Here is a 12,797-nt window from a genome sequence, read left to right as displayed (position 1 = left end):
CCCACGCCTGGAAGACCATCCCCGAGATGGTCGCGAGCGCAGCGGACCGATTCGGCGATGCAGAGGCCGTAGTCGACGGTCCGCTGCGCCTCACGTTCACCAAACTGGTCGACCGGATCGGCCGCGCATCGGGTGCCCTCGCGGAGATGGGCGTTCGTCCGGGTGACCGAGTTGCCTTGTGGGCGCCGAACTCAGTGCACTGGATCGTCGCGGCCTTCGGAGTACTGGCCGCTGGCGGCGTCCTCGTTCCCGTCAACACGCGCTTCACCGACGGCGAAGCTGCTGACGTGATCACGCGCAGCGGCGCCAAGGCCGTCCTCGTGCAGAAGGGCTTCCTGGGGCGTGATTTCGACGTCCCGCCGGGGATCCGGCTGCACGACGTGACATCAGACGCCCTGGTCGCCGGCGCGCCCTACTGGTGCCCGGTGGACGGCGACGACATCGCCGACGTCGTCTACACGTCCGGGACGACGGGAAAACCCAAGGGCGCCATGATGAATCATCGCCAGACGCTTCGGATGTACGACGAGTGGGCCACCCTGGCCGATCTGCGCGAAGGCGATCGGTACCTGATGATCAATCCCTATTTCCACACCTTCGGGCTCAAGGCCGGGCTCGTGGCGTCGTTCCTGCGCGGTGCGACGATGCTGCCGGTGGCAGTCTTCGACCTGGACCTCGTGGTCGATCTGGTGGAACGCGAACGCGTCACGATGCTGCCCGGCCCGCCGACGGTGTACGTCGCACTGCTCGCGGTGGCTGACAAGACCAGGCTGGCGTCGCTTCGAGCCGGGGTCACCGGGGCAGCCGACATTCCCGTCGAGTTGGTTCGGCGGGTCCATGCCGAACTCCCGTTCTCGACGCTGATGACGGGTTATGGCCTGACCGAAGCCGGCAACGTGACACTGTCGCGGCCCGGCGATTCCTTTGCCGACGTCGCCACCACCGCAGGTCTTGCCTGCACGGGGGTCGAGGTGCGACTCGGCGACGACGGCGAGGTCTTGGTCCGCGGCTACGGAGTCATGCAGGGATACCTCGACGACGCGGCGGCCACGGCGGAGGCGATCGATGCCCAGGGCTGGCTGCACACCGGAGACCTGGGGGAGTTCACCGAGTCGGGTCGACTGCGGATCATCGGTCGAAAGAAGGACATGTTCATCGTCGGCGGCTTCAACGCCTACCCGGCTGAGATCGAAGGCATACTCACCGAGCATCCCAGTGTCGCTCACGCGGCCGTGGTGGGTGTGCCCGACGAGAGGCTGGGACAGGTCGGCAAGGCCTACGTGGTGCTGCAGGCCCGTGGCGAACCGCCAACCGTCGAAGACCTGCTGTCCTGGAGCCGTCAGCGAATGGCCGGTTACAAGGTCCCGCGGTATGTACAGTTCCTCGACGTGTTACCCACCAACGCCGCCGGCAAGGTGGTCAAGGATCGTCTCCACTAGGGACGGGCACGGGTCGGAGAACAACGTTATCGCAGCGAAGAAGGCATTCTCGCCACTGTCAAACTCAGGTACTGTAGTAGCAGTATGCAAAAATGATAACGCTATTCTCGCACGACAGGCCGCATGGAAGCCGAGACAGGAGGTCGGATGTCGCCCCCGACGGGAGCTTCACCGGTGCTCACCGGCAGAGCCGACGGGCATTCGGCCGTGACGGACGCCCCGGAGCCGGCCACGAGGTCCGAGGACCTCGCGGCGCTCGCAGCCGAAGCCGAGGCCGAAGCGCAGGCGGCGGAGGCCACCGCCGCGGCAGCCAGGGCCCGCGCCAAGGCGGTGACCCTGCGCCGGCTTGCAGCCGCGAGCGCGGCACCAGTGGGAACGCCCCAAGTCGACGTGCCCGACGTCGGTCCCGGCACCACCGAAGTAGCTGGAGCCACTGACGTACCCGATGCCACCGAAGTCCCCGACGCCGGACGTCCGGCACGACGACGCCTGCGCCCACGACTTCCACGGATCGGCGTTCGGTCGGCGGCGGCCGCGCTCGTCGTCTTATGCAGTCTTGGCTTCCTCGGAGCCTCCGGATACATGACGTGGCAGCACCGAATGGCCGCGGCGGAGCAGCAGCGATCGGCGGAGTTCGCCGCAGCTGCCCGTCAGGGCGTCGTGACGTTGATGTCGTTGAACTTCAACAACGCTCAGGACGACGTCAAGCGAATCCTCGACAACACGACCGGCGACTTCAAGAAGGACTTCGAAGGCCAGTCCGAGCAATTCGCCTCCGTGGCCCAATCTTCGAAGGTCATCACCGAGGCGACGGTCACTGCGACCGGTGTACAGGCGATGACCGAGGACACGGCGACAGTCCTCGTTGCGGTCACCACCCAGGTGTCCAACGCCGCCAGCAAGGAGCAGCAACCGCGATCCTGGCGACTTCGGGTCGACTTGGCGCGCGACGGTGGTCGACTCAAGCTGGCGAAAGTGGAGTTCGTACCGTGACGTCGACGAACGAAGAGGGCATGGATGGCGTCGATGACGAGACGACGGCGGATGCCTCGACGGAGGCCCCCGACCCCCAGGCCGACGCCGATGAGAGCACCGACGTCCAGTCCGAGGGCACCGTGCCGCAGCGTCGCGGTAAGCGGCTCGTCATGCCAATCGTGCTCGCGGCGTTGCTCATTGGATCGGCAGGGCTGACCGCTTGGGTGTACGTCAACCAGTTCCGGCCCGATCGGGAGACGAATGCCTCGGTGGCGAACGATGTCATCAAGGCGGCCAGCGACGGATCCATCGCCATGCTGTCCTACGCGCCCGAGTCGATGGACAAGGACTTCACCACGGCGAAGTCCCATTTGACCGGCGGATTCCTTGACTACTACAGCCAATTCACCCACGACATCGTGACTCCCGCGGTCCGGCAGAAGGCAGTGAAGACGTCCGCGACCGTCGTGCAATCCGCGGTGTCGGAACTGAAACCGGGTTCTGCGGTGGTCCTGGTCTTCCTCAATCAGACGACCACCAGCAAGGAGAACCCCGCCGGCAGCTTCACGGCGAGCTCGGTCAAGGTGGGTCTCACCGACGTGGGCGGCAACTGGCTCATCTCGTCGTTCGACCCCGTGTAGGCCCGTCGGCGCTCGTCGGCGACGGTGCTACCCGGCGGCGGCCGTGTGTCGACGGCGCGCTAAAACGGTTGTCCAACAACATCTTTGGGGACAATGAGCTTTACAAAGTGCAGCTAATATGTCATCGTGGGACATGGGCCGCCAGGAGTGGCGGTAGACGCATCGGAGGAAGCACCTTGAACGTCGACGATCTCATCCTGATAAGCATCGACGACCACGTCGTCGAGCCACCGGACATGTTCCTCAACCACGTGCCCCAGAAGTACAAGTCCGACGCACCGATCGTGGTGACCGACGACAAGGGCGTCGACCAGTGGATGTACCAGGGCAAGCCGCAGGGCGTGAGCGGTCTCAACGCGGTGGTGTCGTGGCCCCCGGAGGAATGGGGACGCGATCCTGCCGGATTCGCAGAGATGCGGCCGGGCGTCTACGACGTGCACGAGCGCGTGCGGGACATGAACCGCAACGGCATCCTCGCGTCGATGTGCTTTCCCACCTTCACCGGTTTCTCCGCCCGCCACCTCAACCAGTTTCGCGAGGACGTCACGCTGATCATGGTGTCGGCCTACAACGACTGGCACATCGACGAGTGGGCGGGCAGCTACCCGGATCGCTTCATCCCCATCGCAGTGATGCCCACCTGGAACCCGGATGCGATGTGCGCCGAGATCCGTCGCGTGGCCGCCAAGGGCTGCCGCGCGGTGACGATGCCGGAGCTCCCACACCTAGAGGGGCTGCCGAGCTATCACGACGGTGAGTACTGGGGCCCGGTCTTTCGAACCCTCTCCGAGCTGAACGTGGTGATGTGCCTTCACATCGGCACGGGCTTCGGGGCGATCAGCATGGCGCCCAACGCCCCGATCGACAACCTGATAATCCTGGCCACCCAGGTGTCGGCGATGTGTGCGCAGGATCTGCTGTGGGGCCCGGCGATGCGCGACTACCCCGACCTCAAGTTTGCCTTCTCCGAGGGCGGAATCGGGTGGATACCGTTCTATCTCGACCGCAGTGACCGGCACTACACCAACCAAAAGTGGCTGCGCCGCGACTTCGGCGACAAGCTTCCGAGCGACGTGTTCCGTGAACACTCCCTGGCGTGCTACGTGACGGACAAGACGTCGCTGAAACTGCGCCACGAGATCGGCATCGACATCATCGCCTGGGAGTGCGACTACCCACACTCGGATTGCTTCTGGCCGGACGCGCCCGAGCAGGTGCTCGCCGAGTTGAACGGGGCAGGCGCCGACGACACGGACATCGACAAGATCACTTGGCAGAACTCGAGCCGCTTCTTCGGCTGGGATCCGTTTGCCAAGACGCCCCGGGATCAGGCATCCGTCGGCTCGTTGCGCGCCAAGGCATCTGACGTCGACGTGTCCATCAGGTCCCGAAAGGAATGGGCGGAACGCTTCGCTCAGAAGAATCTGACGACGACCTAGCATGGACCGATACGAGTTGCGGAGGCTCGACTACAGCCTCACCGAGGACCACGTCGACCTTCAGGTCGCCTACCGGGGATTCTTCGAATCCCACTGTCCGATCGAGGTCGTACGGGCCGCCGAAGCAGGCGGTTTCGATCCTGCCCTGTGGGATCGGTTGTGCGCCATGGGCGCGACGACGATGGCGCTGTCGGGTGCTCACGGAGGCGACGCCGCCACGCTGGTCGACTTGACGCTCGTGGCCGAGGAGATCGGCCGCGCGATCGCACCGGTGCCATGGGTCGGCCACGTTGTGACGAGTCGCCTCCTCGCCGCATTGGGCGCGTTCGACGGCGACGGGGTCTTGGCGGAGGCGCTGTTGAGCGGAAGGTCGATCGCCGGCCTGGATCTCGACACGACGGGTGCGGGCGGCAGACGGCTCGTCGCCTCCGGCGCCGTCGCCGACCACGTGGTCGTCGTCGACGGGAACGACGTCGTCCGACTGACGTTCGACACGCATCGCCCCGTCGTCGACAACATCGCTCGCCTGCCAATGGCGTGGATCGACCCGGCCGAGGCCGCCAGCCGAACGGTGGTGGCCACGGGTCCGGCCGCACTCGAGAAGTACGAGCGAGCGGTTGACGAGTGGCGGCTGCTCGTGGCTGCATCGCTGGTGGGGCTGGTCGAAAAGACTCTCGACGGTGCAGTCGAATTCGCCAAGAATCGACGCACCCACGGGGTAACCATCTCAACGCTGCAGGCGATCTCGCACCCGCTGGCGGACATCGCCATCGTGGTCCAGAGCGGTCGCAACCTGGCCCGGCGGGCGGCGTGGTTCCTCGACCACGAACCCGAGGAACGTTCCGAGCTCGCGGCGTCGGCATTCGTCTTCATGACCGACGAGGCGGCCAAGGCCGCGACGACTGCCGTCCACGTCCAGGGCGGTCTCGGAGTCTCGGTCGAGTCCTCCGCGTCGGCGTACCTGGTTCGGGCCAGGGGGTGGCCCCTCGCAGCCGGCGACGTCGCCGTCGCCGCTGCGCGCATAGCCAAGGTCGTCGTGGAGCGCGAAAGGCGCTCCGACGCAGCGGTCTGACGGATGGACTTCTCCCGGATACCGCTGTCCGACGACGATCAGGCCTTCCTCGAGCGGGTCCGATCCTCGTTGCGGACGTGTGTTACCGACGAGGTCATTCGCCGCGACCGGGACACCGGCGAGAACTTCGACGAGGCCGTTCACGTTGCGCTCGGAGAACTGGGCTTCCTGGCCGGCGACTTCCTTCCGGAGTCAGAGGGCGGCTTCAGCCCCGTGCAACGGCGAATCTGGGAATTGGAGATCGGACGTGCACGTACACCGTGGTTTCACTGGGGTACCACCGCGATGGTCGCGCGGATCGTACTGTCCACGGGATCAACGGAACTGATCGAGGAGGTCCTGCCGGGTGTGCTGTCCGGCCACGTCAGGATCTGCCTGGGATTCACCGAGCCCGATGGCGGTTCCGACGTCGCCACGTGCAAGACCAGGGCGGTGCGCAACGGCGACGATTGGATCGTCGACGGTTCGAAGATGTACACCTCCAACGCGCAGCACAGCCGCTACGTCTTCCTCCTCACCAATACCGATCCGACCGCGCCGAAGCACTGCAACCTGACCATGTTCCTGGTGCCGCTCGACACCGAGGGCATCGAAATTCACGGCATCCGCACCGTCGACGGTGACCGCACCAACATCGTCTTCTACGACGGCGTCCGCGTCGCCGACGGTTACCGGATCGGCGACATCGACGGCGGGTGGAGCGTGATGCGCGAGGCCCTGAAGGTCGAACACGGTATCCAGGACCGCGACACGCTTGGGCTCCAATCCCTTTCGACGATGTCACACCATGGGGCCCTCATGGCGCAGGCCGTCGACGGCGTCGGTGCCGTGATCGGAGATGTTGGCACAGGCGGTCGTCGACTCGTCGACGACGGGTCGGTTGGGTTCCGCTTCGGTCGTCTCGTCGCCCGCATGGAGGCGGCGCTGAGCACCCCCGGGATGTTCGGCCGGGTTGCACTCGCTCAGACGATGCGTGACATCGCCCCCGAACTCATGGACGTCGTCGGAATCGCGTCGAGCTTGCCGGTGGACGCCGACGGGTCGGTCGGCGGCGGTGCCGCCGAGCATCTGTTCCGATTGGCCGTCCCCACGGGTATCTACGGTGGCACTTTGGAGGTGTTCCGAAACATGATCGCTCAGAACGTCCTTGGGCTCGGGCGGCCCAGTTATTCGGTGGTGACGTGATCGAGGAGATCGCCAACATGGAGGTGAACATGACGACGGAATCGGATGCGGTCCTGTGGTCGCTCGACGGCTTGCTGGCCTTGTTCGAGGTCACATCCGACGGCCCGGACCGGTTCAGGGGTGAGACGGGTTTGGCTGGTGCGGACGACCGGCAGGTGGTCGAGGGCACGCAGGTCATGGCCCAGGCGCTGGTGGCGGTCGGCAAACGCTTCGAAGGCAAGTCGATTCGTTCGGTCCATGCGGTGTTCAGTCGAGCGGTCCAGGTCGGATTGCCGGTGGAATTGGTCATCGACGTGGTCGCCGAGGGGAGATCCACGGCGACCGCCGTCGTGTCGGCAGTGCAACACGGCCGACGGGCGATCACGATGACCGTGCTCACCGACGTTCCGTCAGCCGACGTGATCCGACATCACGCGGCGCGCCCCGAGGTGGACCCGCCCGCCGACGCCCACGAGGCGGACCTGCCAATGATGGGACGGCAGATTCGACTGGTGGACGTGGCGGACGTCAACAGCCCAGACGAAGTCGGGCCGCCCGAACTCCATGCGTGGTTGCACTATGACCACGTTCCTCGGGACGATGCGACCGCCAAGGCGTTGTTGGCCTATTTCACCGGGCATTTGGGCATTTCCACCACGATGCGGGCCCATGCAGGAATCGGAACGGCGCAGGCCCATCACACCGTGTCGACGGCACCGATGACGATCACGGTGAGCTTTCACGAACCGGTTTCGTGGGAGGGCTGGCTGCTGTACACCCACGAGAGCACCCAGGTGGGCGCGGGGATGTCCTACGTTCGCGGCACGGTGCACACCGAGGCGGGTGACCTCCTGGCGTCGTTTGCCCAGGAGGGTCTCATTCGTCCCCTGCGTCAGGTGGACACCGGAATCGACGTGCGGTCGCGCCTGTGATTTCACTGGCGGCGCCCGGCCAAGCGTCTTACACCGCAAATGCGATCGCTGTGACTCCTGCCACGACACCTCGATCCTGATAATGTGATTCTCATGTTGTGGAAGGGTTCTTCTCGGGCCATCCGCCGCGCACTCGGATCAGGTGAGAACGGCGCCGCCCGCAGTATCGGGGGACTGCCGCACGGCGTCCAGGGAGCCGCGGATCCGCACTTCGCCCGTGCCGTGCGTTTCTTCGGCACCCTGTTTCCCGGGCCCGGGTATGGGGGAGGGGCGCTCGCTGTGTACCAAGACGGTCGTCCGGTCGTAGACGTCTGGACCGGGTGGGCCGATCGGCGCGGGGAAGTGCACTGGACCGCCGACACCGCAGCCATGGCGTTCTCCGCCACCAAGGGCGCGGCGTCGACGGTCGTTCACCGGTTGGTCGAACGCAATCTGTTGAACTACGACGATCCGGTTGCCCGGTTTTGGCCTGAGTTTGGTGCACACGGCAAGTCTGCGATCACCGTGCGCGACGTCTTGGCGCACCGGGCGGGGCTATCCCTGCTGGGCGGGATCGGCTCCGCCGACCTCCTTGACCAACGCGTGATGGAGGACCGGTTGGCGGCTGCGCCGTCCGACCGGTTTCTGGGTAAGTCCGCCTACCACGCGCTGACCTACGGTTGGCTGGTCTCGGGGCTGACGCGAGCGGTTACCGGCTCGACCATGCGCGAACTGTTTCGGTCAGAACTGGCGGGTCCACTGCACACCGAGGGCCTGCACCTTGGGCGTCCGCCGGCAAACTCACCGGTCCGGGTCGCGGAGATCCTGATGCCCCAAGGTGTGACGAACAACGGTGTGCTCCAATTCCTGTTTCCGCGGCTGGCAGCGTCGCCCATGTCCGGCGGCCTCGGCGCCTTCTACGTTCCTGGCTTGAAGTCCCTTCTCCAGGGGGACATGCCCTTCCTCGACAGTGAGATTCCTTCGGCCAATGGCGTCATGACCGCTCGATCGCTGGCCAAGATGTACGGCGCGATAGCGAACGGTGGTCACATCGACGGCACACAGTTCCTGTCAGCTGCGATGGTGGCTAATTTCACCGGCAGGCTGTCGCGACGCCCGGATCGAAATGTTGTCGTACCCATGTCCTTCCACCTTGGTTACCATGCCTCGCCGGTCCCAGGAGTGCTGCCTGGATTCGGGCACGCCGGGGTCGGTGGATGCATCGGCTGGGCAAATCCGGCCACGAAGACGGCGTTCGCTTTCGTCCACAACCGCCTCATCACTCCGATGATTACCGATTACGCGTCCATCGGAGTGCTGGCGGCATTGGTCGACCGCGGCGCCGCGGTCGCCCGCAAGGATGGCGTCGACGCAGTGCCGGATTTCGGCACTCCAACGTCGCCGACGCACCGCGCATCGGGGCAACTGACCACGTGAGATCGATTCCTCATCAGCCGGATTCAATCCTGTCGTCGCCACGGCAGCGTACAAGCGCGGCGTTCGTTCAACCCGCCCAGACTCGAGGAGGACCAATCACATTATCACTCACGCCCCGCCGGGGCCGGTCAGCGTGACCGGCGAGCGTGGGGTCGTCATCGTCGGCGGCGGACTGGCTGCCGTTCGCGCCGCCGAACTGTTGCGACGCGCCGACGAGTCGGTGCCGGTCACCATCGTCAGCGACGAGGCTCACCTGCCCTACGACCGGCCACCCTTGTCCAAAGCCGTGCTACGTGCCGAGACCGACGACGTCTCTCTCAAGACCGCTGAGTTCTATGCAGACAACGCGATCACCGTCCGCCTGGGCTCCGGGGCTGCCAGCCTGAATTCCGTTGACCAGACGGTGACCCTTCTCGACGGTGACGTGATCGCCTACGACCAGCTGGTCATCGCGACCGGACTGCGGCCCAAGCGGATTCCGTCCTTCCCCGACATCGCGGGCGTGCGGGTCTTGCGCACGCTGGACGAGAGCCTGGCTCTGCGTGAGCATGCTGGCTCGGCACGGCGGGCGGTCGTGATCGGCGCGGGCTTCATCGGCTGCGAAGTGGCGGCCAGCCTTCGCTTGCTCGGCGTCGAGGTGTCACTGATCGAACCGCAACCGGCCCCACTGGCATCCGTCCTGGGTGAACAGATCGGGAATCTCGTCGCGCGGCTGCACAGCGAGGAAGGCGTCGATGTTCGATGCGGGGTCGGCGTCGACGAGATCAAGGGCACGACGCACGTCGAATCCGTGGTGCTCTCCGACGGCGTCCAGATCGAGGCCGACCTCGTCGTCGTCGGCATCGGCTCCACGCCATCCGTCGAGTGGCTCCGAGACAGCGGGGTCGACGTCGACGACGGGGTCGTCTGTGACAGCGCTGGCCGCACCAACACCCCCAACGTCTGGGCGCTCGGTGACGTCGCGTCCTGGCGCAATGAGCACGGACATCAAGCGCGCGTGGAGCATTGGAGCAACGTCGCCGAACAAGCACGCGCGCTCGTGCCCGCTTTGTTGGGTGCTGGCTACAGTTCCGCCAGTGCGGTGGTGCCCTATTTCTGGAGTGATCAGTACGACGTAAAGGTTCAGTGCCTTGGGGAACCGGATGCACGCGACGACGTCCACGTCGTCGCCGACGATGGCCGAAGATTCTTGGCCTATTACGAACGGAATGGCGTGATCGTCGGCGTGGTCGGCGGGGGTATGTCAGGGAGGGTGATGAAAGCCCGCGGCAAGATCGCCGCTGGTGCGCCAATTGCCGATGTCCTCGGCTAGATTTCGTTCACCAATTGGTGAACGGCGAGGCGAAGACATGTGTGACGGTGCCGCCAGAACACAGAATCTAGTGGCGCTTTCGAGAAGGCCAAGACTGCAGCGCTCTTGACGATGAACACACGCAAACGGCAAAGAGGTCGGGACGTTCACCTCTTACCCCAGGGCTGACGCTGGGGCGTCGAAATTCAGGACGTTGCGGCTTTCGCGGCCAATAGCACCTAGAGTGCAATGAAGCCTAGATCACGGTGCGCCGTCCTCCGCTCTCGTGTTGGCAGTGAATGTCGCTGTTGGGCCTGCAGTTTCGTAAGCCCAGTCACTGCCGTGACGAAACGTAGCTTCTTGGTCGCGTTGCTGCCGGAGCTGCTGCTTACCGGTAGGAACCGGCGGGGCCGGCCGGAGCTCGACAACACCGTCCTCACGTTCAGTGATTTCGATTTGCGCGCCTGGTTCGTCTAGGCGCAGGCGGCCGCGCACGTCTGCGGGTAGCACTACGTTGCCCCCGGGCTGCACGGCTACGAAACCATGGAATGTCATGAGTCTACGATCCCACACCTCCGTATAGCCGTAAAGCCTTGAGGCATAGGCACATGACTAGGTAATAGATCGGTTGACTCAACTGCCTCGGCGTCCCGCAACCGGGCTCGAAAGCCCTCGTGAAAGAACTCGTCAAGTTGGCGACGGTGGCGAAATGCTCACGGCGGAGGGACCGCGCTGGTGCACACCCAAGATATCGGCCTGTTTCGTCAGAAAGACCTCATACGGGGGGCGGTGTGAGGGAGTGTTTCGATGCTGCCGTTGACGAGCACGTGGGCTCGGATATTGTCCTCGAAGGCCATTGCGTTGAACTGATTCACAGGCACGTGGGCACAAGAGATGTGCCACACCGGACACCACCAGCGCTAACCCCCCGAATTGAGACCACCGTCGCGACGGTGCGCGCAAGGACGTCACGAGATTGCCTTCTCGTGAAAGACCAAGGGTAAGTGTGTCGGGCCGCGGAGAGAGCTGTTGGTGGACCACGTTGCCGGGCCGGTCAGCGATATCCGTGAGACGCGGTCGACCAGTTCGCGGAGAACGGCTTGTGCCTCCATGCGTGCAAGCGGGGCCCCGAGGCATAGGTGAGGACCATAGCCAAAGCCGAGATGGCTGCGCGGGTTTCGGTCGGCGCGGAAGGTGTTCGGGTCATCGAAGGCCAGCGGGTCGCGGTTGGCGGCTCCGAAGGACATCAGGACACGCGAACCCGTAGGGATGGTGACCTCACCGACCTGATAGTCGGCGCGGGTGTAGCGGTAGAGATTCTGAATGGGGCTGGTATAGCGAAGGTGTTCTTCGATGGCCTGTGGAATGAGTTCGGGATTGCTTCGAATCATGTCGTATTGGTCAGGATGTCGAGCGTAGGTGTGAAGCATCCCGCCGAGAAGATTCGTCGTGGTCTCGTTGCCGGCGATCAGCAGCAGAATGGCGATGTAGAACAATTGATTGTCAGTCAAGGCACCGCTGGTGCTGTAGGCCAGGAGACGGCCAAGGACGGTGTTCGATCCCTTGAGATGCCCATCTTCGAGATGTCGTAAGAAGTAGCGACGCAACGCTGCTGCGGCGCGGAGGGAGCGCGCCGTGTTCACCACGCCTCTTGGGGTTGGCGTGAAGTTGATCAGCTGCGTGCTGTCATCTGACCAACGACGAAAGTCTGCGATGTCGCTGTCCGGAACTCCGAGTATGGCTGCGATGGCCCGTAGCGGCAGAGGCACGGTCACTCGCTGTACCGCGTCATCGCCATTCGCTGCAATCATTCCGTCGATCATTTCTGCGGCGAGCCCATCGATGATGCTTCGCCACCCATCTAGTGCGCCTTTGGTGAATGCTGGCTGCACTTGTTTCCGAAGGCGGCTGTGTTGATCGTCGTCGGTGACCACGACCAGGTCGGCGACCATCCGTACCCGGGTCACTCCCTGGCTGCTGGTCACCCGGTCCGTGTCACGTAGGGCTGCACGAACGTCGTCGAGTCGGTGCAAGATCCACGTCGCCCGCTTCGGGTTGTAGTGGACACGTCCGCCGCGGTGCAAGGCGTCGTACGCGGCGTGGGGATGCGCTGCGGTGCTTGGATTCAACGGGTCGTAGTCAGTGTTGACCGCACCGGTCCATCCGCCATAGCCGCGTCTGTGTGTGCGTATTGCCGCCGCGGCGTTGAGTTGCCCCGCTGTGATCACCGGCGACAGCAAGGCGGTCACACTGTCAGTGGCTCTTCCCAGCAGGTTCACCATGAACACTCACTTCCCGTCGCAGTCTTCTCCACACTCGGTATCTGCATCGACGGGGTCAATGCCGGGAACCAAAGTTGACATCTCTGACACCGGGTCGATGAGGTCGGCGCGTGCAGCAAAGTACCCCAAGCTGCGCACATGAGTGA

The 12,797-nt window shown here is 64.5% G+C and carries 10 protein-coding genes; 9 read left to right on the top strand and 1 reads right to left on the bottom strand.

Annotated elements, in window-relative coordinates; genetic code table 11:
* Positions 1 to 26 precede the first annotated feature (26 nt).
* The 9 genes from H7K45_RS21515 (at position 27) to H7K45_RS21475 (ending at position 10,390) form a co-directional block, all read left to right on the top strand.
* Positions 27 to 1,439, top strand: a complete 1,413-nt coding sequence (locus H7K45_RS21515; protein ID WP_372512622.1) for a FadD3 family acyl-CoA ligase — start codon at positions 27 to 29, stop codon at positions 1,437 to 1,439.
* A 147-nt stretch (positions 1,440 to 1,586) separates the two neighbouring features.
* The gene (locus tag H7K45_RS21510; RefSeq protein WP_263997989.1) at positions 1,587 to 2,432 is read left to right on the top strand and encodes an Rv1363c family protein; all 846 of its coding nucleotides are present in this window, start codon (positions 1,587 to 1,589) and stop codon (positions 2,430 to 2,432) included.
* 20 nt (positions 2,433 to 2,452) lie between these two features.
* Positions 2,453 to 3,055: an Rv1363c family protein gene (locus H7K45_RS21505; RefSeq protein WP_263997988.1), complete on the top strand. Its 603-nt coding sequence runs from the start codon at positions 2,453 to 2,455 to the stop codon at positions 3,053 to 3,055.
* A 176-nt stretch (positions 3,056 to 3,231) separates the two neighbouring features.
* Positions 3,232 to 4,494 (top strand): amidohydrolase family protein, encoded by a 1,263-nt coding sequence (locus tag H7K45_RS21500; RefSeq protein ID WP_263997987.1) that lies wholly within the window; start codon positions 3,232 to 3,234, stop codon positions 4,492 to 4,494.
* 1 nt (position 4,495) lies between these two features.
* Positions 4,496 to 5,566, top strand: a complete 1,071-nt coding sequence (locus H7K45_RS21495; RefSeq protein WP_263997986.1) for an acyl-CoA dehydrogenase family protein — start codon at positions 4,496 to 4,498, stop codon at positions 5,564 to 5,566.
* A gap of 3 nt (positions 5,567 to 5,569) precedes the next feature.
* Complete coding sequence (locus H7K45_RS21490) at positions 5,570 to 6,751, top strand: acyl-CoA dehydrogenase family protein (RefSeq protein WP_263997984.1); 1,182 nt, start codon at positions 5,570 to 5,572, stop codon at positions 6,749 to 6,751.
* Between the two features lie 29 nt (positions 6,752 to 6,780).
* Entirely contained in the window at positions 6,781 to 7,662 is an 882-nt protein-coding gene (locus H7K45_RS21485) for an acyl-CoA thioesterase (RefSeq protein WP_263998397.1), read from the top strand.
* A gap of 93 nt (positions 7,663 to 7,755) precedes the next feature.
* A complete protein-coding gene (lipL, locus tag H7K45_RS21480; RefSeq protein ID WP_372512606.1) occupies positions 7,756 to 9,078 on the top strand; it encodes an esterase/beta-lactamase LipL in 1,323 nt (440 codons plus the stop codon).
* A 133-nt stretch (positions 9,079 to 9,211) separates the two neighbouring features.
* Positions 9,212 to 10,390, top strand: a complete 1,179-nt coding sequence (locus H7K45_RS21475; protein WP_263997983.1) for an NAD(P)/FAD-dependent oxidoreductase — start codon at positions 9,212 to 9,214, stop codon at positions 10,388 to 10,390.
* Positions 10,391 to 11,337: 947 nt separating this feature from the next.
* Here H7K45_RS21475 and H7K45_RS21470 read toward each other — a convergent pair.
* The gene (locus tag H7K45_RS21470) at positions 11,338 to 12,651 is read right to left on the bottom strand and encodes a cytochrome P450 (protein WP_263997982.1); all 1,314 of its coding nucleotides are present in this window, start codon (positions 12,649 to 12,651) and stop codon (positions 11,338 to 11,340) included.
* Positions 12,652 to 12,797 lie beyond the last annotated feature (146 nt).

This window comes from Mycobacterium yunnanensis (assembly GCF_025823185.1).
In the GTDB taxonomy this organism is placed as follows: domain Bacteria; phylum Actinomycetota; class Actinomycetes; order Mycobacteriales; family Mycobacteriaceae; genus Mycobacterium; species Mycobacterium yunnanensis.
The sequence above is the reverse complement of the archived record's forward strand: the minus strand, read 5'-3'. Positions and strand labels throughout refer to the sequence as shown.

Coding starts and splice junctions, on each gene's coding strand:
- H7K45_RS21515 (WP_372512622.1), top strand. CDS start 27: ATGGTCGCGAGCGCAGCGGACCGATTCGGCGATGCAGAGGCCGTAGTC.
- H7K45_RS21510 (WP_263997989.1), top strand. CDS start 1,587: ATGTCGCCCCCGACGGGAGCTTCACCGGTGCTCACCGGCAGAGCCGAC.
- H7K45_RS21505 (WP_263997988.1), top strand. CDS start 2,453: ATGGATGGCGTCGATGACGAGACGACGGCGGATGCCTCGACGGAGGCC.
- H7K45_RS21495 (WP_263997986.1), top strand. CDS start 4,496: ATGGACCGATACGAGTTGCGGAGGCTCGACTACAGCCTCACCGAGGAC.
- H7K45_RS21490 (WP_263997984.1), top strand. CDS start 5,570: ATGGACTTCTCCCGGATACCGCTGTCCGACGACGATCAGGCCTTCCTC.
- H7K45_RS21485 (WP_263998397.1), top strand. CDS start 6,781: ATGACGACGGAATCGGATGCGGTCCTGTGGTCGCTCGACGGCTTGCTG.
- lipL (WP_372512606.1), top strand. CDS start 7,756: ATGTTGTGGAAGGGTTCTTCTCGGGCCATCCGCCGCGCACTCGGATCA.
- H7K45_RS21470 (WP_263997982.1), bottom strand. CDS start 12,651: ATGGTGAACCTGCTGGGAAGAGCCACTGACAGTGTGACCGCCTTGCTG.